General features: G+C 70.8%; 10 protein-coding genes. 9 read left to right on the top strand and 1 reads right to left on the bottom strand.

Going from position 1 to position 25,212, the window contains the following annotated elements:
* The 4 genes from SM452_RS26275 (at position 1) to SM452_RS26260 (ending at position 11,491) form a co-directional block, all read left to right on the top strand.
* Entirely contained in the window at positions 1-7,020 is a 7,020-nt protein-coding gene (locus tag SM452_RS26275) for an amino acid adenylation domain-containing protein (protein WP_463840914.1), read from the top strand.
* Between the two features lie 127 nt (positions 7,021-7,147).
* A complete protein-coding gene (locus SM452_RS26270) occupies positions 7,148-8,737 on the top strand; it encodes an MBL fold metallo-hydrolase (protein WP_355510855.1) in 1,590 nt (529 codons plus the stop codon).
* A 9-nt stretch (positions 8,738-8,746) separates the two neighbouring features.
* Positions 8,747-9,544: an alpha/beta fold hydrolase gene (locus SM452_RS26265; RefSeq protein ID WP_355510853.1), complete on the top strand. Its 798-nt coding sequence runs from the start codon at positions 8,747-8,749 to the stop codon at positions 9,542-9,544.
* A 30-nt stretch (positions 9,545-9,574) separates the two neighbouring features.
* A complete protein-coding gene (locus SM452_RS26260) occupies positions 9,575-11,491 on the top strand; it encodes an ABC transporter ATP-binding protein (RefSeq protein WP_463840913.1) in 1,917 nt (638 codons plus the stop codon).
* A 60-nt stretch (positions 11,492-11,551) separates the two neighbouring features.
* Here SM452_RS26260 and SM452_RS26255 read toward each other — a convergent pair whose 3' ends face one another.
* Positions 11,552-12,493, bottom strand: a complete 942-nt coding sequence (locus SM452_RS26255; RefSeq protein ID WP_355510848.1) for a TauD/TfdA family dioxygenase — start codon at positions 12,491-12,493, stop codon at positions 11,552-11,554.
* Between the two features lie 163 nt (positions 12,494-12,656).
* Here SM452_RS26255 and SM452_RS26250 point away from each other — a divergent pair, with 163 nt between their 5' ends.
* The 5 genes from SM452_RS26250 to SM452_RS26230 all read left to right on the top strand — a co-directional run bounded on the left by SM452_RS26250 (position 12,657) and on the right by SM452_RS26230 (position 25,033).
* Positions 12,657-12,887: an MbtH family protein gene (locus tag SM452_RS26250; RefSeq protein WP_355510845.1), complete on the top strand. Its 231-nt coding sequence runs from the start codon at positions 12,657-12,659 to the stop codon at positions 12,885-12,887.
* Between the two features lie 96 nt (positions 12,888-12,983).
* Positions 12,984-13,994, top strand: coding sequence for a ketoacyl-ACP synthase III family protein (locus tag SM452_RS26245; RefSeq protein WP_355510842.1), 1,011 nt, complete (start codon positions 12,984-12,986; stop codon positions 13,992-13,994).
* Between the two features lie 8 nt (positions 13,995-14,002).
* Positions 14,003-15,136: an acyl-CoA dehydrogenase family protein gene (locus SM452_RS26240; protein WP_463840912.1), complete on the top strand. Its 1,134-nt coding sequence runs from the start codon at positions 14,003-14,005 to the stop codon at positions 15,134-15,136.
* Positions 15,137-15,185: 49 nt separating this feature from the next.
* A complete protein-coding gene (locus SM452_RS26235; RefSeq protein WP_355510836.1) occupies positions 15,186-15,500 on the top strand; it encodes a phosphopantetheine-binding protein in 315 nt (104 codons plus the stop codon).
* Positions 15,500-25,033, top strand: a complete 9,534-nt coding sequence (locus SM452_RS26230) for a non-ribosomal peptide synthetase (protein ID WP_463840911.1) — start codon at positions 15,500-15,502, stop codon at positions 25,031-25,033. The genes SM452_RS26235 and SM452_RS26230 overlap by 1 nt, the downstream gene beginning before the upstream one ends.
* The last annotated feature ends 179 nt before the right edge of the window (positions 25,034-25,212 follow it).

The following is a 25,212-nucleotide window of genomic DNA, read 5'->3' as shown; positions in this document are numbered from 1 at the left end:
CTGCGCGCCGGCACACGTCCGCCTCGGGTACCGCTGTCGTTCGCCCAGCAACGCCTGTGGTTCCTCGGCCAACTGGAAGGCCCCAGCCCGCTCTACAACATCCCGGTGGTGGTCCGCCTGGACGCCGGGGTGGACGTGACCGCGCTGGACGCTGCCCTACGGGACGTGATCGCCCGCCACGAGTCGCTGCGTACCGTCTTCGCGGCGGCCGACGGCGAGCCCTATCAGCAGATCCTCGAGCCCGACCAGGTCGGCGAGGTCCTCCAGGTCCAGTCGGTGAGCGCCGAAGGCCTCGACCAGGCCGTAGCGGCGGCGACCGGCCATGCCTTCGACCTGGCCACCGAGGTGCCGATCCGGGCCTGGCTGTTCCGCACCGGCGCTGACGAGTGCGTCCTGGTGCTCGTGGTGCACCACATCGCCAGCGACGGCTGGTCCACGGCGCCGCTGCACCGGGATCTGGCGGTGGCGTACGAGGCGCGGTCGAACGGGACGGCTCCGGTGTGGGCACCGCTGCCGGTGCAGTACGCCGACTACGCGGTCTGGCAGCGGAACCTGCTCGGCGACGAGAGCGACCCGGACAGCCTGCTCTCCGCGCAGGTCGCCTACTGGCGGCAGGCGCTGGCCGGCGCCCCGGAGGAACTGGCCCTGCCGGCCGACCGCCCGCGCCCGGCGGTGGTCTCGCATCGGGGCCACCAGGTGCCCCTGCGGGTCTCCGCCGAGGTGCACCAGCGCCTGGCCGACCTGGCCCGGGCCGAGGGCGTGACCACGTTCATGGTGCTCCAGGCCGCGATGGCCGTGCTGCTGTCGAGGCTGGGCGCCGGCACGGACATCCCGATCGGCTTCCCGATCGCGGGCCGCAACGACGAAGCCCTCGACGATCTGGTCGGCTTCTTCGTCAATACTCTCGTGATCCGTACGGACCTGTCCGGTGATCCGACCTTCGCCGAGGTGCTCGGCCGGATCCGGCAGACCAGCCTGGGTGCCCTGGAACACCAGGACGTGCCGTTCGAGCGGCTGGTCGAGGAGCTGGCCCCGGCCCGGTCGATGGCCCGCCACCCCCTGTTCCAGGTGATGCTCATCCTGCAGAACCTCGAGCGCAGCACGACGAGCCTGCCGGACGCCGACGCGGGGGCGGTGAGCGCGACCGCCCGCTTCGACCTCGAGGTGACCGCGGTCGAGTCGTTCGACGCGCAGGGCCGCCCGGCGGGTCTCGGCGGTGTGGTCACCGCGTCGGCCGACCTGTTCCACGCATCGACGGTGGAGCGCCTCGCTGGATGGTTCGTGCGGGTGCTGGAGACGGTGACGGCCGCCGCGCAGGTGCGGCTGCACGCCGTCGAGCTGCTGGACGACCGGCAGCGGCAGCAGATGCTCTCCGCCTGGAATGTTCCGGCCGCCGAGATCGACGCGACCGTGGTGGACCTGGTCGCCCGGCACGTCGCGGCCGCCCCGGACGCGGTCGCGGTGGTCGCCGACGGCGCCGAGGTCTCGTACCGGGACCTGGATGCGGCGGCGAACCGGCTGGCGCGCTATCTGACGGCGCAGGGCGTGGGCGCGGAGTCGGTGGTCGGCCTGTGCCTGCCGCGCGGCGTGGAGATGGTCGTCGCGATCCTCGGGGTGTGGAAGGCGGGCGGCGCGTACCTGCCGATCGACCCGCAACTGCCGGCGCAGCGGGTCGAGTTCATGCTGTGCGACAGCGGCGCGCGGCACGTGCTGACCTCGGCCGCGTACGAGCCGTTGGTGGCCGGCTCGGTGCCGGTGACGGTGTGGGACGGGCCGGCGGTGGCGGCCTTCGACGACGGCCCGGTGCCCAGCCGGGCGACTGCGGCCGGTGCGGCGTACGTGATCTACACGTCGGGTTCGACGGGCACCCCGAAGGGGGTGGTCGTCGCCCATCACAACCTGTCGGGTCTGCTCACCGCGGTCGGTGACGTCTTCGATCTGGGCCCGTCCGACGCGTGGAGCTGCTTCCACTCCTTCGCGTTCGACGTGTCGGTGTGGGAGATGTGGGGCGCGCTGACGCGTGGCGCCCGGGTGGTGATGGTGCCGTTCGAGGTGTCCCGCAGCCCGGAGGACCTGGTCCGGCTGATCGAGCGGGCCGGGGTGACGGTGCTGAGTCAGACCCCGTCGGCGTTCTACCAGCTGCTGTCGGTGGCCGGGTCACCGCCGGGGTCCGTACGCGTGGCGGTGTTCGCGGGCGAGGCTCTGGAACCGCCGCGGGTCCACGGCTGGCTGACCGACGGCGGGCCGCGCCTGGTCAACATGTACGGGCCGACCGAGATGACGGTGTATTCGACGCTGTGGCAGCTCACCGGCGACGAGACCGGCAGCGTGGTCGGCCGTGGCCTGCCCGGCACCGCGCTGTACGTGCTCGACGACCGGCTCCAGCCGGTCCCGCCCGGCGTGGTCGGCGAGCTGTACCTGGCCGGCGTCCAGGTGACCCGCGGCTACCTGGGCCGGCCGGGCTTCACCGGTGAGCGCTTCGTGGCGTCCCCGTTCGGCGCGGGCGAGCGGATGTACCGGTCGGGCGACCTGGCGAAGTGGACCGGCGACGGCCAGTTGGTGTTCGTCGGCCGGGCGGACCAGCAGGTGAAGATCCGGGGGTTCCGGGTCGAGCCGGGCGAGATCGAGGCGGTGCTCCAGGAACACCCGGATGTGGCCGGGGTCGCCGTGGTCGCGCGGGAGGACGTCCCGGGGGACAAGCGCCTGGTGGCGTACGTCGTCGGTGCCGACGCCGCTGGGCTGCGCGAATACGTCGGGCAGCGCCTCCCGGAGTACCTGGTTCCGTCCGCCGTGGTGATGCTGGATCGGCTGCCGTTGACGGTGAACGGCAAGCTGGACCGGCGGGCGCTGCCGGCACCGGCGTACGAGGCCGGTGCGGGCCGCGGCCCGGCGACCGTGCAGGAGGAGATCCTGTGCGGGGTGTTCGCGCAGGTGCTCGGCCTGACCACGGTCGGGGTCGACGACGACTTCTTCGGGCTCGGCGGCCATTCCCTGCTCGCGGTGCGGCTGGTGTCGCGGGTCCGCGCGGTGCTGGGCGTCGAGTTGCCGCTGCGGGCGCTGTTCGAGGCGCCGACGGTGGCCGCCCTGGCGGCGTGGCTGAGCGGCGGCAACGCCGGCCGGGCACGGCTCGCGGTGCGCGCCGGGCGGCGGCCGAAGCGGGTGCCGTTGTCGTTCGCGCAGCGCCGGCTGTGGTTCCTCGGCCAGCTCGAAGGCCCGAGCCCGCTCTACAACCTGCCCTCCGTGGTCCGGCTGGCCGGTGGTGCGGACGTCGAGGCGCTCGATGCGGCACTGCGCGACGTGATCGGCCGGCACGAGTCGCTGCGGACCGTGTTCGCGGTGGCGGACGGCGAGCCGTATCAACGAATTCTGGACGCGGACGAGGTCGGCTCGGTGCTCCAGGTGCGGGCCGTGCCCGCCGGCGACCTGGACCAGGCCGTCGCGGAGGCGACCGGCCACGCGTTCGACCTCGCCGCCGATCTCCCGATCCGGGCCTGGCTGTTCCAGACCGAGACGGACGGCTCGGTGCTCGTGCTGGTCGTCCATCACGTGGCGAGCGACGGCTGGTCGACCGCGCCGCTGAACCGTGACCTGGCAGCGGCGTACGAGGCACGGCTCCGCCAGCAGGCGCCGGTGTGGGCACCGTTGTCCGTGCAGTACGCGGACTACGCGGTGTGGCAGCGAGAGCTGCTGGGCGACGAGAACGACCCGGACAGCCTGCTGTCGACGCAGGTGTCGTATTGGCGGGAGGCGCTGTCCGGGGCGCCGGAGGAGTTGGCGCTACCGGCCGACCGGCCACGCCCGGCGGTGGCGTCGCACCGCGGCCATCTGGTGCCGTTGCAGGTGCCCGCCGAGGTGCACCAGCGCCTGGCCGAGCTGACCCGCGTCGAGGGCGTGACCACCTTCATGGTGCTCCAGTCGGCGCTGGCGGTGCTGCTGCACCGGCTCGGGGCGGGCAGCGACATCCCGATCGGCTTCCCGGTCGCGGGCCGGCACGACGAGGCCCTGGACGACCTGGTCGGGTTCTTCGTCAACGCGTTGGTGATCCGCACCGACCTGTCCGGCGACCCGACCTTCGCCGACGTGCTGGGCCGGGTTCGGCAGACCACTCTGGGTGCTCTCGAACACCAGGATGTGCCGTTCGAACGGCTGGTCGAGGAGCTGGCGCCGACCCGTACGCTGGCCCGTCATCCGCTGTTCCAGGTCCGGCTCACCCTGCAGAACATCCAGCACGGCGTGGCGGCCGGACCCGGCGACGGGCCGGCGCCCACCGGCGTGCAGAACGCGATGGCGCGGCAGGACCTCGGCGTGACCGCGGTCGAGATGTTCGACGCGCAGGGCCGGCCGGCCGGGCTGCAGGGCGAGCTGATCGCGGCGGCGGATCTGTTCGACGCTTCGACGGCGCAGCGGATCGCCGGATGGTTCGTTCGGGTGCTGTCGACGGTGACGGCGGCCGCGCAGATGCGGGTGCACGACATCGACCTGCTGGACGACGGGCAGCGCACGCAGGTGCTCACCGGCTGGAACGACACGGCGGCCGAGGTGCCGGCCGGGTCACTGCCGGCCTGGTTCGCCGAGCAGGTGGTGCGGACGCCGGACGAGGTCGCGGTGGTCGCCGGCGACAAGTCGATGTCCTACCGGGAGCTGGATGCGGCGGCCGGCCGGTGGGCGCGTCTGCTGATCGATCGCGGTGTCGGTGCCGAGTCGGTGGTGGGGCTGTGTCTGCCTGGTGGTGTTGAGATGATCACCGGGATTCTGGCGGTGTGGAGGGCGGGTGCGGCGTACCTGCCGATTGACGCGAGGCTGCCGGCGGAGCGGGTCGAGTTCATGGTGGCCGATGCGGGTGTCGGGGTGGTGCTGGCTCGGCGGGATGCGTTGGCGGGCGCGGCCGACGGTGTGGCCGATGTGCTGGCGGCGGTGCCGACGGTGTGGTTGGACGAGCTGTTGCCGTCGGACGATGTCCAGGTTGCGCCGGTGGTGGTGTTGCCGGCGGGGCTGGCGTATGTGATCTACACGTCGGGTTCGACCGGTGTGCCGAAGGGTGTGGCTGTCACGCACGATTCGTTGGCGAATTATGTGGCGTCGGTGGCGCCGCGGTTGGGCTGGGGGGTTGTGGGTGCTCGGTATGCGCTGTTGCAGCCGCAGGTGACGGATCTGGGCAACACGGTGGTGTTCGTCAGTTTGGTTACCGGCGGGCAGCTGCATGTGCTGGACCCGGCGACGGTGACCGATGCGGAGGCGGTGGCCGGTTACCTGGCCGGTGAGCGGATCGATTTTGTGAAGGCGGTGCCGTCGCACTTGGCTGCCCTGGCTGCGGGGGTGGGCATGGCTGAGGTGTTGCCGACCGGCTCGGTGGTGCTCGGTGGCGAGGCTGCTGCGCCGGGGTGGGTGGCGGATCTGGTGGTTGCGGCCGGGGACCGGCCGGTGTTCAACCACTATGGCCCCACGGAGACCACTATCGGCGTGGCGACGACGAGGCTGTCGGCGGGCGGGGTGGTGCCGGTGGGTACGCCGATCGCCAATACCCGGCTCTACGTCCTGGACGATGCTCTGGCGCCGGTGCCGCCGGGCGTGGCCGGTGAGCTGTATGTGGCGGGCGCGGGCGTGGCTCGCGGCTACGTGGGCCGGGCGGGGCTGACGGCGCAGCGCTTCGTGGCGTGCCCGTACGGCTCGGGGGAGCGGATGTACCGCACGGGTGACCTCGCCCGCTGGACTTCGGACGGCCAGGTGGTGTTTCTCGGCCGGGCCGATGAGCAGGTCAAGATCCGCGGGTTCCGGGTTGAGCTGGGCGAGATCGAGGCCGTGCTGGCCGGCTACCCGGGGGTGACGCGGGCGGCGGTGGTGGCGCGGGAGGACATCCCGGGGGATCGGCGGCTGGTCGCCTATGTGGTCGGGACCGACACGGCTGGACTGCGCGAGTACGCCGCGCGGCGGCTGCCCGAGTACATGGTGCCGTCCGCGGTGGTGACGCTCGACCGGCTGCCGCTGACCGGCAACGGGAAGCTCGACCGCGCCGCGCTTCCCGCTCCGGAGGTGCAGGCCGCGCCGGCGACCCGGAGGGTCAGCCGCACCACCGCGCTCGAGTTCGTCCTCTGCGACGTGTTCGCCGAAGTCCTCGGTGTCCCCACGGTCGGCGTGGAGGACAACTTCTTCACGCTCGGCGGCCACTCGCTGATGGTGGTCACGCTCATCGCGCGGCTCAAGGCGCGCGGCGTGAAGGTCTCCGCGCGGGACGTGTTCAGCGCGCCGACGGTGGCCGGGCTCATCGCCCAGATGAGCCTCTCGTCGCTGCAGAACTCGCTGAGCATGCTCCTGCCGATCCGCACCCAGGGAACCCGGCCGCCGCTCTTCTGCATCCATCCGGGTGGCGGCCTCAGCTGGTGCTACATGCCGCTGGCGCGGTTCGTTCCGGACGACATTCCGCTGTACGGCCTGCAACCGCGCGGCCTCGACGGAACGGGCGCGCTGTTCGGCTCCGTCGAGGAGATGGCCGCCGGATACATCGAGCAGATCCGTCAGGTGCAGCCGGCCGGCCCGTACCACCTGATCGGCTTCTCCTTCGGCGGGGCCGCCGCGCACGAGATCGCCGTCCAACTGGAAGCCGCGGGGGAGCAGGTCGCCCTCGTGATCATGGACACCTACCCCGGTGGCTCGGAGGCCGAGGAACTGCCCGAGCGGGACCTGGAAACCGAAATCGACGAGATGGCTGCGCGCGTACGGGGGGAGACCGCAGCGCTTTTCCGTGATATGCCGGACGAGACATTGCGGCCGGTCGTCCGCGCAGCACTGAACAACCGGCATATTCGTGACCGGTATGAGCATCGGGTGTTCGGTCAGGATTTGTTGCTCTTCGTGGCGAACAATTCCCGCGACGGCGGGTTCGGCCGGCTCCAATGGCAGCCCTACGTGCGGGGCTCGATCACCGAGGTCATGGTCGACTGCGACCACTCCGACCTGGTCCTGCCCGAGACGCTGGGCCGGGTCTGGGCGGCCACCGAGGCGTGGCTGGCGCGCAGGGACTGATGGTGTTCAACTGCGCGGCCGCGTCGGTTGTACGCCAGTGAATTAAAGCAACGTTGACGGACCTGAGGGGCTGCGCTGTTATGGGTGCGGCGCGACGACTAGGTGGTTTTCTGGGGAGGGTAAGCGGATGGGCGGCATCAGTGAGCCGAGGTTTCTTCGCTCGAATGCAATAGTTGAGCCCTTGGTGGATCGGTTCTACGCGTGGCTTTACATAGTCGCCCCGGTCCAGGCCTCGATGAATCTGGCAAACATTCAGGTTCCGCTGCTGGAGTCGTACCTGCATTCGCCGAAGGTGCATGTGGCGGCCAGCGTCAACCCGGAGCTGCGGGGCGGATACTTCGTCAACATCGAAGAGGAGCGCAGCAGCGAGATCGCCGAACTCCTCGACATCATCAAGCGCGACCGGGCCGACATGCTGAACTTCGCGGCCGCGATCGCCGAGGCCGAGGAAATGCTGCGGCAGGGCGCGACCGGCTTTGACCTCACCCCGTTCTATCCCAAGCTGCCGGCTGCCCTGAACGGGCTCGTGGAGCTGGCCTACGACACCAGCAACCAGGCGTCGATGCACTACATCGAGCCGCTGACGTACCACAGCCCGATGTACGACGTACGCCGTCAGTCGGTGCAGTTGTCCCTCGACACCGGCGTCGAGCGCCCGTTCATCCTGAGCACCCCGCGGTTGCCGGGCCCGGACGTCATCGACCTCCCGCACAGCTTCACGCACCCGGGCCTCGACGAGTACTTCCGGGCGCGTACCCAGCCGACGACGCTGGCGAAGCTGCGCGAGGCGCTCGAGCTGAACGACGCGCAGGCGGTGCAGCTGGACCGCCTGCTCGCGCCGGCACCGAGCCTGGCGCCCGACCGGCACATCGAGCGCGGCGGCCGGATCCGCTACTTCGGGCACGCCTGTCTCGTCCTGCAGTCGCCGGAGGCGTGCATCGTCACCGACCCGTTCATCAGCACCGACAACCGGCACGGCGACCGGTACACCCTGGACGACCTGCCGGACCACATCGACTACGTGGTCATCACGCACGGGCACCAGGACCACATCGTGCTGGAGACCCTGATGATGCTGCGCCCGCGGGTGGACGCGGTGGTGGTGCCGAAGTCCTCGCGAGGCAACCTGGCCGACCCGTCGATCGCGCTGTACCTGCGGCATGCCGGCTTCAACGTCATCGAGGTCGACGACTTCGACGAGGTGCCGCTGCCCGGCGGGCGGCTGGTGGCCACCCCGTTCCTCGGCGAGCACGCCGACCTCGACATCCGCGCGAAGTCGACGTACTGGGTGCAGATCGCCGACGCGTCCATCTACATCGGCGCCGACTCGTCCGGCGTCGACCCGGTTCTCTACCGGTACGTGCGCGAGCATCTCGGCAAGATCGACCTCGCGTTCCTCGGCATGGAGTGCGACGGCGCGCCGCTCACCTGGCTCTACCAGGGTCTGCTGACCCGCCCGGTGACGAAGAAGATGAGCGACTCGCGCAAGCTGTCCGGCTCCAACGCGGCTCAGGCGGCGGCGATCCTGCAGGAGCTGGGCGCCGCCGAGGCCTACATCTACGCGATGGGCGAGGAGAGCTGGCAGGGGCACGTGATGGCGACGTCATACAACGCCGACTCGTATCAGCTCCAGCAGATCGACGAGTTCCTCACCTGGTGCAAGGACCACGGCATCTTCGCCGAGCACCTGTTCAACAAGCGCGAGTGGGTCTGGTAGCCGGTCGCCATGCCCCAACTGACCGCCAACGGCATCCGGATCGCCTACCAGCGGTCCGGCACCGGCGAGAACGTCCTGATGATCATGGGATCGGGTGCGGCCGGGCACGTCTGGTCGACCTATCAGACGCCGGCACTGCACCGGGCCGGCTACCACACGATCACCTTCAACAACCGTGGCATCCCGCCCACCGACGCGCCCGAGGGCCGGTACACGCTGGACCAGATGGTGGCCGACACCCGGGGTCTCATCGAGGCACTGGGTGTCGGCCCCTGCCGGATCGTCGGCTACTCGCTCGGCGCGATGATCGCCCAGGAACTCGCGGTCAAGTGGCCCGGGCTGGTGCGCAGCGCGGTGCTGGTGGCCACCCGCGCGCGGCCGGACGTCCTCCGGCGCGCGCAGATGGCCGCCGACCGGGCGCTGCAGGAGAGCGGTCTCAAGCTTCCGCGCAACTACGACGCCGTGACCACGGCGATGCAGATGCTGTCCCCGGCGACCCTGAACAACGACGCGGTCGTGTCGTCGTGGCTGGAGGTGCTGGAACTCGCCGGCGACACCGGCGCGACCGGCCAAGCCTTCGTCGACCTGTCCACCGACCGGCGCACCCTGCTACGCACCGTCACCGCCCCGTGCCGGGTAATCGCATTCTCGGACGACCTGATCGCGCCACCGCATCTCGGCGCCGAGGTCGCTGAGGCAATGCCCAACAGCGACTACGTGGAGATTTCCCAGTGCGGCCACCTCGGCCATCTGGAACGCCCGGACGAGGTGAACGCGGCGATCATCGAGTTTCTCGACAAGTACTAGTCGCTCCGCACGACCTAGAGGATGGATGACGTGTCCAAGAAAGGCGACAGGGTTCGCCCCGGCACCTTCAAGCGGGGCTTCCGGTACCTGAGACGCTATCGCTTGCTGGCGGTGCTGCTGCTCCTGATGACGGCGGTGCACGCGGCCATCACCGCGATGACCCCGCTGGTGCTGAAGTACATCATCGACGACGGCATCATCCCCGGGAAGATGTCCGTCGTCGTGACGCTGGCCCTGCTCTTCGTGGGGCTCGCCGTGGTGGACGCCGGGACGATGTTCGTTCAGGCATGGTTGTCCGGCCGGGTCGGCCAGGGGCTGCTCTACGACCTGCGCACCGAGGTGTTCGCGCACGTCCAGCGGCAGCCGCTGGCGTTCTTCCTGCGGACCCAGACCGGCGCGCTGGTCAGCCGGCTCAACACGGACGTGATCGGCGCCCAGGCGGCGGTCACCACCCTGCTGTCCCAGGTGACCGCCACCGTGCTGACGCTCGTCCTGGTGATCACCACGATGTTCGTGCTGTCCTGGCAGATCACCCTCGCCGTGCTGGTGATGATCCCGCTGTTCATGCTGCCGGCCAAGACGGTCGGGCGGCGGATGCAGCGGCTCATCCGGCGGGAGATGGAGAACGACGCTGAGATGGCGACGCTGATGAACGAACGGTTCAACGTGTCCGGCGCCATGCTCTCGAAGCTCTACGGCGAACCGGAGCGGGACGCGAAGGCGTTTGCCGGCCGGGCCGCCGACGTGCGGGATATCGCGGTCGTGACGACCGTCTGGGGTCAGTCGATGGCCGCGATCGTCACCGTGCTCACCGCCATCACCCTCGCACTGGTGTACGGGTTCGGCGGCGGGCTGGCCATCAACGGCGCAATCCAGGTGGGCACCCTGGTGGCCCTCGCGACGCTGCTGCAGCGCCTGTTCGGGCCGATCAACCAGCTCTCCAACATCTACAGCCAGTCCATGACGGCGCTGGTCAGCTTCGACCGCATCTTCGAGGTCCTGGACCACAAGCCGCTGATCGTGGACCGGCCCGGCGCGCGCGCCCTGCCGGTAGCCGACGTGGCCGCGGGCGGGGCGCCGGACATCGAGTTCGAGAACGTCTCGTTCCGCTTCCCGAAGGCGGAGGACGTGTCGCTCGCCTCGCTGGAGTCGATGCCGCCACGATCCGAGTTCGAGCCGCCCGAGTTCGAACCGCCCAGGTCACCCCTGCCGGTCGCGCCGCCGGAGCCGCCGACCGACGCGTGGATCCTGCGCGATGTCAGCTTCCACGCGCCCGGTGGCAAGCTGACCGCGCTGGTCGGCCCGTCCGGGGCCGGCAAGACGACGCTCACCAACCTGGTCTCCCGGCTCTACGAGCCGGTGTCCGGCACGGTGCGCGTCGGCGGCGAGGACATCCGCGACATCAGCCTGCGGTCGCTGGCCGCGAACATCGGCGTGGTCACCCAGGACCCGCACCTGTTCCACGAGAGCCTACGAGCCAATCTGCTGTACGCCCGTCCGGACGCCACGGAGCAGGACCTGATCGAGGCCTGTGACGCGGCCCGGGTCTGGGACGTCATCTCGACGCTCCCGGACGGCCTCGACACGATGGTCGGCGAGCGCGGCTACCGGCTGTCCGGCGGGGAGAAGCAGCGGATCGCGCTGGCCCGGCTGCTCCTCAAGTCACCGCCGGTGGTGGTGCTCGACGAGGCCACCGCGCACCTGGACTCGGAGTCGGAGGCAGCGGTCCAACGGGCGCTCGCCACGGCGCTGGCCGGTCGCACATCCATCGTGATCGCGCACCGGCTGTCGACGATCCGGCAGGCCGACCAGATCCTGGTGGTCGACGCCGGCCAGATCAGCCAGCGCGGGACGCACGACGAACTGCTGGCCAGCGGCGGACTGTACGCGGACCTGTACCGCATCCAGTTCGCCCACCAGAACGAGCCGGTGGCGGCGGCCGACTGACGCCAGCGAGAGCGAAGCGGCCCCGTGGAGGACATCCACGGGGCCGCTTCGCTCTCGGTGTCAGGCCATCGCGACGAGGACCCGGCGGGTGCCCTCGAACGGCCGCCGGCCGTGCGCGGTGAGCACGTTGTCGATGAGCAGGACGTCGCCGGCCCGCCAGTTCACGTCGACGGCGTTGTCGAGCGCGCGGCTCTGGATCTGCTCCACGTACGCGTCCGGGATCGGACTGCCGTCGGCGAACGTCACGTGCTGCGGGAACTCGTCCGGCTCGAGGATCGCGTACATGTCGGCGGACGCCTTGTCGCCGAGCCCGGCCGGATGCCACTGGTCGGCCTGGTTGAACCAGACCGCGGCGCCGGTGACCGGGTGCGTCGTGACGGCGGCGCGGTACTGCGTGATGCGCAGCCCGTCCGCGCCCCACTCCCATTCGGCCTCGGACCGCCCGAGGAACTCCTCCACCGCAGCCCGGTCCTCAGTCTCGAAGGTCTGCTGCCAGCTCTTCCCGAAGCCGAACCCGTCATGCAGGTTCTGCACGTAGCGGACGCCGCCGGCGAACGCCTCGCGGACCTCGGCATCGAGCGAGGCGAGCCACAGCGCGCCGCACAGCACCGGCGTCGCCCCGCCGCTCTCGGCCGCCTTCTCGCAGAAGAACGCGAGCCGGGCCGGCCACCGGTGGGCGTAGCTGAGCTCGTTGTGCATCGAGATGGTGAACTGCCGCGGGTACTCGGTCGAGGTGTAGAGATTGCGTCCCACCCGGGTGCGCGGCGAGTTGCCGTGGACGTAGGGGAGACGGTCCGGGACGAGCCGGTCGAAGACCGCGTCGATGGACTCCGGCGTGACGTCGAAGCCCCGGAACACCAGCGCCTTCCGGTCGACCAGCAGCTCGGCGAGGCGGGTCGGGCCCAGGTCGTCGAGCCAGCCCGCCAGGTCCTTCGTGCCGGCGAATGCGGTGCCGATCTCGTGTGGTCTCCAGGACCGGGCCACCGCTATGGTGTCGTCCATCTAGTCCTCCCATTCGAACTGCCGAATCCCGGCCAGTCTCCGCGCTTCGGCGGCTGTCCAGAATGGGTGTCCAACTGCGGGGAAGCGCCGGTTGCGCGCAGTGGCGCACGGCGAGTCCGGCGGGGGAGTATGACGGCGCAGGCGCGGCGTCTGCGGATCGAAGATGGAAAGGCGGGGTACGGTGGTGAATCCGTTCGAGGATCCCGACGCTTCGTATCTGGTCCTGGTCAACGACGAGGGCCAGCACTCGCTCTGGCCCAAGTTCATCGACGTGCCGGCCGGATGGAACGTGGTTTTCGGCGAGGCCGGACGCCAGGAGTGTCTGGACTACATCGAGAAGTCGTGGACCGATCTGCGGCCCAAGAGCCTTATCGCTGCGATGGAGAACAACTAGCAGCGAGTTGCGGAAGGGGCCGGGGAGATTCCCGGCCCCTTTTGGTGTTTGGCGCCGCGCTCGGTTTCCGGGGAACTCGAAGATAGTGTTCCGGCCATGCGGACGCGGGGATTGTTCGTCAATGGAACAGGCGCATACGTGCCGGACCGGGTCGCGGTCGCCGACGCCGTCGCCGCCGGGTGGTACGACGCGGAGGATGCCGAGTCGTCCGGCCTCGTGAGCATCGCGGTGGCCGGCGACGTGCCCGCCGTCGACCTGGCGCTTCAGGCATCGCGTACCGCGCTCGAGCACGCGAGCACGCCGGCCGCGTCGCTCAGCCATCTCCTCTACGTCGACGTCTACCAGTCCGGTCCGGAGGGCTGGCTCCCGTACTCGTACCTCCAGCGGCGCCTGGCGGCCGGGCACGCGTTCGCCGCCGGCATCCGGCAGGGCTGTAACGGCATGTTCGGCGCGCTCGCGCTGGCCGACGCCGCCCTGCGCGCCGCTCCGAGCGGCCAGCACGCGCTGGTCGTGGCCGCCGACAACTTCGGCTCACCGACGCTAAACCGGTGGCGGTGCAATCCCGGCCTGGTGATGGCAGACGGCGCCGGGGCGCTGGTGCTGAGCCGAGAACACGGCGTCGCCGAGGTGCTGTCGGTCGGCTCGGTGACGCTGCCCGACCTGGAGGGCATGCACCGCGGCGCCATGCCGCTGCATCCGGCCGACGCGAGCACCGGGCGGGCACCGGACTTCGACGCGCGGTTCGCCGAGTTCGCCGCGTCCGGTGGCCTCGGGCCGGGCAGCGGGCTGGAGTTCGTGCAGCAGTTCATCGGGCTGGTCGACCGGCTGCTCGACGAGGCCGACGTCGACCTGCGCCAGGTGGCCCGGGTGCTGTTCAACCATGCCGGCCGCGAGGTCGTCGAGGACCGGCTCGGGCCGCTGGGCATCAAGCTCGACGACACCACGTGGGAGTTCGGCAGCACGGTGGGCCACGTCGGCGCGGCCGACCACGTCATCGCCCTCGACCACCTACTGGCCGGTGACGCGATCGGGCCCGGCGACCACGTGCTGCTGCTCGGTGTCGGACCCGGCGTCAACATCGCCGGCGGCGTCATCCGGGTGTCTTAGGAGGCTTCGTGGAGTTCGGCTGGACACCCGAGCAACGAGCGCGGTACGACACCGCCCTCGCCGCTGCCCGGCAGCGGTTCACGCCGGAGAGCGGCGCGCCCGGGATCGCACCCGCTGGCTGGCGGGCGCTGGGCGAGCTCGGGCTGCTCGGCGCCAGCGTCGAAGCCAAGTTCGGCGGCGGCGGCCACGGCGCTCTCGACACCGCGCTGCTGTTCGAGGCGTTCGGCCGCGGCTGCCCCGACACCGGCCTGGTCTTCGCCGCCGCCGCCCACCTCTTCGCGTGCGCGATGCCGATCGCGGAATTCGGCGACGCCTCGCTGAAGGAGCGGCTGCTGCCGGACATGTGCGCGGGGCGCACCGTCGCCGCCAACGCGATGACCGAGCCGGACGCCGGCTCCGACGTCGCGAAGCTGGCCACCACGGCCACCCCGGTCGACGGCGGCTACCTGCTGAACGGCGTGAAGAGCTTCGTCAGCAACGGGCCCGTCGCCGACGTTCTCGTCACCTACGCCACCACCGACCCGGCGGCCGGGCACTTCGCGGTGACCGCGTTCGCGGTCGAACGCGGTACCGCCGGGATCGGGGTGGGCGAGCCGTTCGGCAAGCTCGGCATGAAGTCGTGCCCGGCCGGCCAGGTCACGTTCACCGACTGCTTCGTGCCCGGCGACCAGGTGCTCGGCGAACGCGGCCAGGGCTCGGTCGTGTTCCAGGAGTCGATGCGGTGGGAGCGCACGTGCCTGTTCGCGCTCTACGTCGGACTCCAGGAACGGCTCGTCGAGCAGGTCATCGAGCACGTCCAGCAGCGCAGCCAGTTCGGGCGGAAGCTCACCGAGTTCCAGTCGGTCACCAACCGCATCGTGGAGATGAAGCTCCGCCTGGAGAGCAGCCGGCTGCTGCTGTACCGCGCCTGCTGGCTGCTCGACCGCGACGAGCCCGGCGCGCTGCCGTCCGCGCTGTCGAAGCTGGCCGTCTCCGAGGCCGCCGTCGCCGGCGCCGCCGACGCCATCCAGGTGCTCGGCGGTCGCGGCTACCTGACCGAGTACGGCGTCGAGTCCGCGCTGCGGGACGCGGTCGGCGGAACGATCTTCTCCGGCACCTCCGACATCCAGCGCCAGATCATCGCCCGCGAGCTCGGGCTCTGACCGGCCTCGTACGCACATCCACCGCCGCTTGCATCGAAAGGCTGCTCCGATGGCCACACCGGAAGACGACGTCCTGGAGGCGGTGCTCGTGCACTGCTGGGAAACCGCGCTGCGACGCCGGCCGATCGACGTGCACGACGATTTCTACGCGCTCGGCGGCCATTCGCTAGTGGCCATGAAGATCGCGCACCGGCTGCGGAGCATCTTCGGCCACGAGGTGCCCTACCTGGCGGTGCTGGAAAGCCGCACCATCGCCGCGTTGGCGCGCAACCTGCGGAGCCTCGGGGCGCCCGCGGCGGACCTGGATCGGGCCGGGCGCGCGTATCTGGACACGCACGACACGAGTGGGCTTGGGGACCGGTGATGGGTGAACTGCGCGAATTGACCAGCGGTCAGTGGGGTGTCTGGAACGCCCAGCAGCTCGAACCCGACAACGTCGCGTTCAACGTCGCCGAGTGCGCCGAGATTCGCGGCGACCTGGACGTGGACGCCTTCACCGCGGCCCTGCGCCACGCGGTGGCCGGCATCGAGGCGTACCGGCTGCGGATCCGGCTGGTGGACGGCGTTCCCCGGCAGTACGTCGGCGGCGGAGTCGACCCGGTGCTGGTCGACCTGAGCGCCGAACCCGACCCGCGGGCGGCTGCCGAGGCGGCGATGCGCACCGACGTCCGGCAGCGGATGGACTTGCTCGACGCCCCGCTGTGCAGGCACGTCCTGTTCGTGCTCGGCCCGCAGCGGTTCCTCTGGTACCAGCGGCTGCACCACCTCATCGTCGACGGGTACAGCCTGGCCCTGTTCGCCTCCGCGGTGGCCGACGCGTACGAAACCCTATCCGGGCCGTCCCTGGCGGGTGGCGTCGAACCGGTGTCGGTGCTGATCGACGCCGACCGCGAGTACCGGGAGTCCGGCCGGCCTGCCCGCGATCGCGAGTTCTGGTCGGACCATCTGGCTGATCTTCCGGACGACGCCCGCTCGGCCGGGCGGCGCCGGTGGCTGCCGGGCACGGTGGCGCGGCACCGGCGCCCGATCGGCGGACCGGTGGCGGCCGGCCTGCGCGAGGCCGCGGCCGGGCTCGGCACCAGCATCGGCGGGCTGGCCGTCGCCGCGGGCGCCCTGCACCAGTTCCGACTCACCGGGGAGCGCGACATCGTGCTCGGCGTTCCCGTCCTCGGCCGGGAGACCGCCCGCGAGTTCGCCACCCCGGGCATGGCCGCGAACGTGATGCCGGTGCGGCTGCGGATCGACCCGGGGGAGTCCCGTGGCGACTTCGTGGCTCGCACTTCCCGGACCGTGCTGGCCGCGTTGCGGCACCAGCGGTACCGCTACGAGGACATGCTCCGTGACCGCAACGCCGTCGACACCGCCCCGCTGTTCCAGCTCAGCGTCAACGTCATGTCGTTCGACTACCCGAGCCGGTTCGGCGACTGCACCGTCACGATCCGGACCCTGTGCTCCGGCCCGGTCCACGACCTGCGGGTCAACGTCTACGACCGGCCCGAAGTGGGCGAGCTGGACGTCGAGGCCGAGGTCAACGGCGACCGGTACGCAGTAGCCGACGCCGAGATGCTCGCCCACCGGTTCGCCGCCGCGTTGCAGTCGTTGACCGACGCGCCGCCCGGCGAGCCGATCAGCAGCACGAGCCTCCTGACCGAGGACGAACGCCGGCGCGTGCTGGTGGAGTGGAACGGGGTGGCTGAGCCGGAGGTGGCGGTCGGTGCGCATGGGTTGTTCGAGGCTCATGTGGGGCGGGCGCCGGGTGCGGTGGCGGTGGTGGGTGATGGTGTCGAGTTGACGTATGCGGAGTTGGATGCTCGGGCGGGTCGGCTGGCGGGGTTTCTGCGTGGTCGTGGGGTGGGCGCGGACTCGGTGGTGGCGTTGCTGTTGGAGCGTGGTGTCGATTTCGTGGTCGCGGTGTTGGGTGTGTGGAAGGCGGGTGGGGCGTATCTGCCGGTGGATCCGCGTTATCCGATGGAGCGGATCGAGTTCATGGTCGCCGACAGCGGGGCGAGCCTGTTGGTGACCTCGGGGGTTGAGGTGCCGGGTGTGGCGGCGGTGCGTATGGACGATCCGGCTGTGGTGGGTGGTCCTGAGACGTCGGTGGAGGTGTCCTCGAGTGGGCTTGCCTATGTGATCTATACGTCGGGTTCGACCGGTGTGCCGAAGGGTGTGGGGCTGACGCACGGTGGTGTGGTGAACCTGGCGGCGGCGTTCCAGCAGCGGATGGGCGCGGGGCCGGGGCATCGGGTGTTGCAGTTCGCCTCGGTCGGATTCGATTCGGCGACCTGGGAGGTCGTCAACTCGTTGTGTTGCGGCGCGACGCTTGTGGTGGCGTCGGCGGAGGAGTTGTTGCCGGGCGCGGGTCTGGCGGAAGTGGTGGACCGGCATCGGGTCACGTATGCGTGTCTGCCACCGGCGGTGCTGGGGCGGTTGGAGCCTGCGGATCTCGGGTCGGTGGCGGCGTTGATCTCTTCAGGTGAGGCGTTGGGTCCGGAGTTGGTTCGTCGCTGGTCGGCGGGCCGGTCGTTCTTCAACGGTTACGGCCCGACTGAGACCACCGTGGCGGCGGCGACGTCGCGGCCGCTGGGGCCGGGTGATGAGCCGGTGATCGGCACGCCCGTCCGTAACACCCGCGCCTACGTGTTGGACAGCACGCTGTCCCCGTCTCCGGTGGGGGTGGCCGGTGAGCTCTACGTGGCCGGGTCGAGTCTTGGCCGTGGCTACGTCCGGCGGGCGGGGCTGACGGCGCAGCGGTTCGTGGCGTGTCCGTTCGGGTCGGGCGAGCGGATGTACCGCACCGGCGACGTGGTGATGTGGACGGCTGACGGGCAGTTGGCCTTCCTGGGACGCGCGGACGAGCAGGTGAAGATCCGCGGGTTCCGGGTCGAGCCGGGCGAGGTCCAGGCACTGCTCGCCGCCCACCCGCGCGTCACCGAGGCGGCGGTCGTCGTCCGCGAGGACACCCCCGGCGACAAGCAACTCGTCGCCTACGCCGTCTCCGAACTCACCGACGGCCAGCTGCTCGACCACCTCGCGCAGCGCCTGCCCGCCTACATGGTCCCCGCAGCGCTGGTCATCCTCGACCGCCTGCCCCTGACACCCAGCGGCAAACTCGACCGACACTCACTGCCCGCGCCCGCCCAGGTAATCGGCCCGGACGCCGACCGAGCGCCGGCCGACGAGCGCGAGGCCGTCCTGTGCGAGGTGTTCGCGCGGGTGCTCGGCCGCGACCGGGTCGGCGTCGACAGCGACTTCTTCCGGCTCGGCGGGCATTCGCTGCTCGCCGTCGAGCTGCTCTCGCAGGTCCGCACCCGGCTCGGAGTGGAGCTGACCATCCGGGCCCTGTTCGAGGCGCCGACCCCGGCCGGGCTGGCCCGGGCCGCGTCGGCCGAGCCGGTGGCCGTACCGGCCGATCTCCTCGTCGACCTGTCCGAAGCCGACGTCCAGCGGGCCGTGGCCGCCGTCGGCGGCGACGTGGCGCATGTCTACCCGCTGGCGCCGGTGCAGGAGGGACTGCTCTTCCACCACCTGCTGGCCGGGCACGACGACGACCCGTACGTCACGGCTTGGCTGCTCGAGTGCACGTCGCGCCCGGTGCTCGACCGGTTCGTGGACGCCCTGCAGCACCTGGTGGACCGGCACGACGTCTACCGCACCGCCGTGGTGTGGGAGGGGCTGCCCGAGCCCGTGCAGGTCGTGCGCCGCACGGCCACCCTGCCGGTGGTCACCCACGTGCTGGACGGCGACCATCCCGATCCGGCCGAGCGGCTGGTCGAGCTGGTCGGCACCGCCATGGACCTGCGCCGGCCCCCGCTGATGGACCTGCACCTCACCGAGTCCAGCGACGGCCGCTGGCTGGCGTACCTGCGCATGCACCACATCGTGCAGGACCAGCAGGGCACCGAGGTGCTCATGCGCGAGCTGCGGGAGATCCTGGCCGGGCGCGGCGACCGACTTCCGCCGGCGCTGCCGTTCCGGGACTTCGTCGCCCGCGCCCGCAGCATCCCACGGGCGGAACATGAACGGTTCTTCGCAAGGTTCCTCGGCGACGTCGAGGAGCCGACCGCCCCGTACGGTGTGATGGACGTCCGCGGCGACGGCCCTGATCCCGTGACCCGCGTGGTGCCGGTGCCGGACGACATCGTCAACCGGCTGCGTGACGTGTCCCGGCGGCTGGGCGTCAGCGCGGCGACGGTCCTGCACGTCGTCTGGGGCCGGGTCGTGGCGGCGCTGTCCGGCCGTGACGACGTCGTGTTCGGTACGGTGCTGTCCGGGCGGATGACCGCCGGCGCCGGCGCGGACCGGGTCGTCGGCCCGTTCATCAACACGCTTCCGGTGCGGGTGCACGCCGGCCGCCTCGGCGTGCGGGCCGCGATCGAGGGCATGCGCGCCCAGTTGGCCGCGCTGGTCGAGCACGAGCACGCACCGCTCGCCACCGCGCAGCAGGCTAGCGGCGTCGGCGAGAACACGCCGCTGTTCACCTCGCTGTTCAACTACCGCTTCATCGAGCACGAGGACCGGGGCCGCGCCGGCGAGGACGTCTGGGACCGTGCCGTCGAGGGCGTACGCACTGTGCGCGTCCACGACCGCACCAACTACCCGTTGGCGGTGGCCGTGGACGACTTCGGCGGCGGCGGGCTGAGCCTGCGGGTGCAGGCCGTCGCGCCGATCGACCCGGACGAGGTGGGCCGGCTCCTGAACACTGCGCTCGCGACCGTGCTCACCGCGGTGGACGACCGGCCGGCCACGCCGCTGCACATGGTCGAGGTTCTGAACTCGGCCCAGTTGAACCGCGTGCTGGTGGAGTGGAACGGGGTGGCTGAGCCGGAGGTGGCGGTCGGTGCGCATGGGTTGTTCGAGGCTCATGTGGGGCGGGCGCCGGGTGCGGTGGCGGTGGTGGGTGATGGTGTCGAGTTGACGTATGCGGAGTTGGATGCTCGGGCGGGTCGGCTGGCGGGGTTTCTGCGTGGTCGTGGGGTGGGCGCGGACTCGGTGGTGGCGTTGCTGTTGGAGCGTGGTGTCGATTTCGTGGTCGCGGTGTTGGGTGTGTGGAAGGCGGGTGGGGCGTATCTGCCGGTGGATCCGCGTTATCCGATGGAGCGGATCGAGTTCATGGTCGCCGACAGCGGGGCGAGCCTGTTGGTGACCTCGGGGGTTGAGGTGCCGGGTGTGGCGGCGGTGCGTATGGACGATCCGGCTGTGGTGGGTGGTCCTGAGACGTCGGTGGAGGTGTCCTCGAGTGGGCTTGCCTATGTGATCTATACGTCGGGTTCGACCGGTGTGCCGAAGGGTGTGGGGCTGACGCACGGTGGTGTGGTGAACCTGGCGGCGGCGTTCCAGCAGCGGATGGGCGCGGGGCCGGGGCATCGGGTGTTGCAGTTCGCCTCGGTCGGATTCGATTCGGCGACCTGGGAGGTCGTCAACTCGTTGTGTTGCGGCGCGACGCTTGTGGTGGCGTCGGCGGAGGAGTTGTTGCCGGGCGCGGGTCTGGCGGAAGTGGTGGACCGGCATCGGGTCACGTATGCGTGTCTGCCACCGGCGGTGCTGGGGCGGTTGGAGCCTGCGGATCTCGGGTCGGTGGCGGCGTTGATCTCTTCAGGTGAGGCGTTGGGTCCGGAGTTGGTTCGTCGCTGGTCGGCGGGCCGGTCGTTCTTCAACGGTTACGGCCCGACTGAGACCACCGTGGCGGCGGCGACGTCGCGGCCGCTGGGGCCGGGTGATGAGCCGGTGATCGGCACGCCCGTCCGTAACACCCGCGCCTACGTGTTGGACAGCACGCTGTCCCCGTCTCCGGTGGGGGTGGCCGGTGAGCTCTACGTGGCCGGGTCGAGTCTTGGCCGTGGCTACGTCCGGCGGGCGGGGCTGACGGCGCAGCGGTTCGTGGCGTGTCCGTTCGGGTCGGGCGAGCGGATGTACCGCACCGGCGACGTGGTGATGTGGACGGCTGACGGGCAGTTGGCCTTCCTGGGACGCGCGGACGAGCAGGTGAAGATCCGCGGGTTCCGGGTCGAGCCGGGCGAGGTCCAGGCACTGCTCGCCGCCCACCCGCGCGTCACCGAGGCGGCGGTCGTCGTCCGCGAGGACACCCCCGGCGACAAGCAACTCGTCGCCTACGCCGTCTCCGAACTCACCGACGGCCAGCTGCTCGACCACCTCGCGCAGCGCCTGCCCGCCTACATGGTCCCCGCAGCGCTGGTCATCCTCGACCGCCTGCCCCTGACACCCAGCGGCAAACTCGACCGACACTCACTGCCCGCGCCCACGTACACGGGAGACGCCGGGTCCGGACGCCGCCCGGCGACCGTACAGGAGGAACTTCTCTGCTCGGTGTTCGCCGAGGTGTGCGGGCTCACCCGGGTCGGCGTCGACGACGACTTCTTCCGGCTCGGCGGGCACTCTCTGCTCGCTGTGCGGCTGGTCTCGCGGATCCGGGCGGTGCTCGACGTCGAACTGCCGCTGCGGCAGATGTTCGCGACGCCGACGGTGGCCGGACTGGCGCACTGGCTCACGGCCGGCCAGGTGGACCGCGCCCGGCTGGCGCTGCGCGCGACCGAGCGGCCGCAGCGCATCCCGCTGTCGTTCGCCCAACGGCGGCTGTGGTTCCTGACCCAGTTGCAGGGCCCGAACGCGAGCTACAACATGCCGATGGTGTTCCGGCTCGGCGGAACGCTGGACGAGGCCGCGCTGGACCAGGCGTTGCTCGACGTGATCGTTCGGCACGAATCGCTGCGCACGGTGTTCCCGTCCGTCATGGGCGAGCCCTATCAACAGATCATCGAACCGGCCGGCCTCACGTCGGTGCTGACCCGGGTGCCGAACCACCGCAGCCACACCGATCTGCGCTTCCCGAGTTTCGCCGGGATGGCGGATCTGCCGTCGATGGCGATCGACGTGGTCGAGCCAGCCCCTGACCTTTCGACCGCTGCGCTCGCCGTCGCCGACCTGTCCGACGGGGTCGTCGGCGTGACACGCTACGAGTTCGACGTGTCGGCCGAGCTGCCGATCCGGGCCTGGCTGTTCGAGATCGCGCCGGACGACCGGGTGCTCGTGCTGGTGCTGCACCACATCGCCGACGACGGGCTGTCGATCGGCCCGCTGGTCCGGGACCTGTCTGCGGCGTACGCGGCCCGGCAGCGCGGCGACGTGCCGTTGTGGGAGCCCTTGCCGGTGCAGTACGCCGACTACGCGCTCTGGCAGCGGGAGCTGCTCGGTGACCCGGAGGATCCGGCCAGCCTGATGTCGCAACAGATCGGCTACTGGCGCCGAGCCCTGTCCGGCATGCCGGAGGAGCTGGCACTGCCGGTGGACCGGCCCCGGCCGGCGGTCGCGAGTCACCGCGGGCACAGCGTGCCGGTGCATGTCCCGGCGGAGGTGCATCAGCGTCTGGTCGACCTCACCCGGGCCGAGGGCGTGACGCCGTTCATGGTGCTGCAGGCGGCGCTCGCGGTGTTGTTCTCCCGGCTGGGTGCCGGTCCTGACATCCCGATCGGATCAGCCGTGGCGGGGCGTACCGACGACGCCCTCGACCACCTGGTGGGTTGCTTCGTCAACTCGCTGGTGATCCGCACCGACCTCACCGGCGACCCGGACTTCCGGCAGGTGCTCAACCGGGTGCGGGACGCCACGCTGGGCGCGCTGGCGCACCAGGACGTTCCGTTCGAGCGGCTGGTGGAGGAGGTCGCTCCGACCCGGTCGCTGGCCCGGCACCCGCTCTTTCAGGTGATCCTCACGATCCTCAACCCGATGACCGCCGGGCGGACGACCGACGACACCCCGGAGTTCACCGGCGTCGAGACGACCGCCTTGTTCGCCGGTAAACAGGCCGCGAAGTTCGACCTGGACGTGCTGGTCGGTGAAACCTTCGACGAGTCGGGTCGTCCGGCCGGGCTGTACGGCGCGGTGACCGCTTCGGCCGACCTGTTCGATACATCGACCGTCGAGCGGATCGTCGGCTGGTTCGCGCACGTGCTCGACGTGGTGACCGCTACGCCCGACGTGCGGCTGGACGCGGTGGAGGTGCTGGACCCGGCCGAGCGGCTGCTGGTGCTGCACGGCTGGAACGACACCACCGCGGCGGTGCCGGCGGAGACGTTCGGTGAGTTGTTCCGCGATCGCGTCGAGTCGACTCCGGACGCTGTCGCGGTGGTGTCCGGCGCCGGGGAGCTGACCTACGCGGAGCTTGACGCCCGGGCCGATCGCCTGGCGTGGTACCTGCGCGAGCAGGGCGTCGGCGCGGACTCGGTGGTCGGGCTGTGTCTGCCGCGCGGGTTGGAGATGATCGGGGCGATCCTCGGCGTCTGGAAGGCCGGCGCGGCGTACCTGCCGGTCGATCCGGCGCTGCCGGTGGAGCGGATCTCGTTCATGCTGACCGACAGCCGGGCGACGTTGCTGATCGGCGTCGAGGAGGTGCTCGACGACTTGCCGGCCGGCCTGGTACGGCTGGTGGCGCTCGACGATCCGATGGTGCGGGGCGCGCTCGCCGCGGCGCCGGCGTCGATGCCCGACATGCCGGTGGACGGCCGCGACTTGGCCTACGTGATGTATACGTCCGGCTCGACCGGCGTCCCCAAGGGCGTCGCGGTGACGCACGGATCACTGGCGAACTACGTGATCAGCGCGTCGGCCCGGCTCGGCTGGTCAGGCGCCGGCACCAGGTACGGGCTTCTTCAGCCGCAGTTCACCGACCTGGGCAACACGGTGGTCTTCGTCAGCCTGATGACCGGCGGCGAGTTGCACGTGCTCGACGAGAGCGCGGTGGTGGACCCGGATGCGGTGGCCGACTACCTGGTGACGCACCGGATCGACTGCGTCAAGGCGGTCCCGTCACATCTGATGGCGCTGTCGGCTGGCCGCGGCATGGACGGCATCCTGCCGGCCCGGTCGCTGGTGCTGGGTGGCGAGGCGGCGCCCGCAGCGTGGCTGGGCGAGCTGCTCGCGGCGGCTGCGGAGCATGGCACGAAGGTCTTCAACCACTATGGCCCGACCGAGACCACCATCGGCGTGGCCACTACCGAACTGACCGTGGCAGGGCTCACCGGCGGGGTGGTGCGGGCGGGCGCAGCGATCATGAACGCTCGTTTGTTCGTGCTCGACGGCGGACTGGCACCGGTGCCGGTCGGGGTCGTCGGCGAGCTGTACGTCTCCGGTGACGCGCTGGCGCGCGGTTACGTGGGCCGGTCCGCCCTGACGGCGGAACGATTCGTCGCCTGCCCGTTCGGGGCTGGCGAGCGGATGTACCGGACCGGCGACCTGGCGCGGTGGACCGCCGACGGGCAGGTGGTGATCGTCGGCCGGACCGACGATCAGATCAAGCTGCGTGGTTACCGGGTCGAGCCGGGCGAGGTCGAGAACACGTTGCGTAGCCACCCTGCGGTGGCGCATGCGGCCGTGATCGCACGGGAGGACAAGGTAGGCGACAAACGGCTTGTCGCCTACATCGTGGCGGACGACGGTGACACCGACGCGGCCGGCGAACTGGTCTCCTCGGTGCGCAAGTTCGTCGCCCAGCGCCTGCCCGACCACCTGGTGCCGGCGTCGGTGGTCGTCCTGGCCGCCATCCCGCTGACCACCAGCGGCAAACTCGACCGCAACGCGTTGCCCACCCCGAGTGCGGTAGACGCCGGTGTCACGCGGCGGGCGCCGACCACCCCGGACGAGGAGAAGCTGTGCGATGCGTTCGCCCACATTCTCGGTGTCGATTCGGTGGGACTGGACGACGACTTCTTCGACCTAGGCGGGCACTCGCTGCTCGCGGTGCGGCTCATCTCCCGAATCCGGGCCACGCTCGGTGCGGAGGTGGACATCCAGGTGCTCTTCGACGCGCCGACCGTGGCGTTGCTGGTGGGTCGCCTCGGCGCGCGCTCGGAACGTCCGGCGCTGCGACCGAGGCGGCGGGACTGAGCCGCGTGAGCACCGAACCGGTGTCAGCGAAAGCCGCGGCGGGCGACCGGAGCGTCCAACCGTACAAGATCGATGATTGGACGCTGCCCGCCGCCGAACATGCGGTGGGGAGCCGGCCGCGGCGGTGGCCCGGGTGACGGCCAGTTCACGCCCGACGGATGAGCTGCTGACAGGCCATC

It is taken from the genome of Micromonospora sp. SYSU B005, assembly GCF_055362685.1.
The sequence above is the reverse complement of the archived record's forward strand: the minus strand, read 5'-3'. Positions and strand labels throughout refer to the sequence as shown.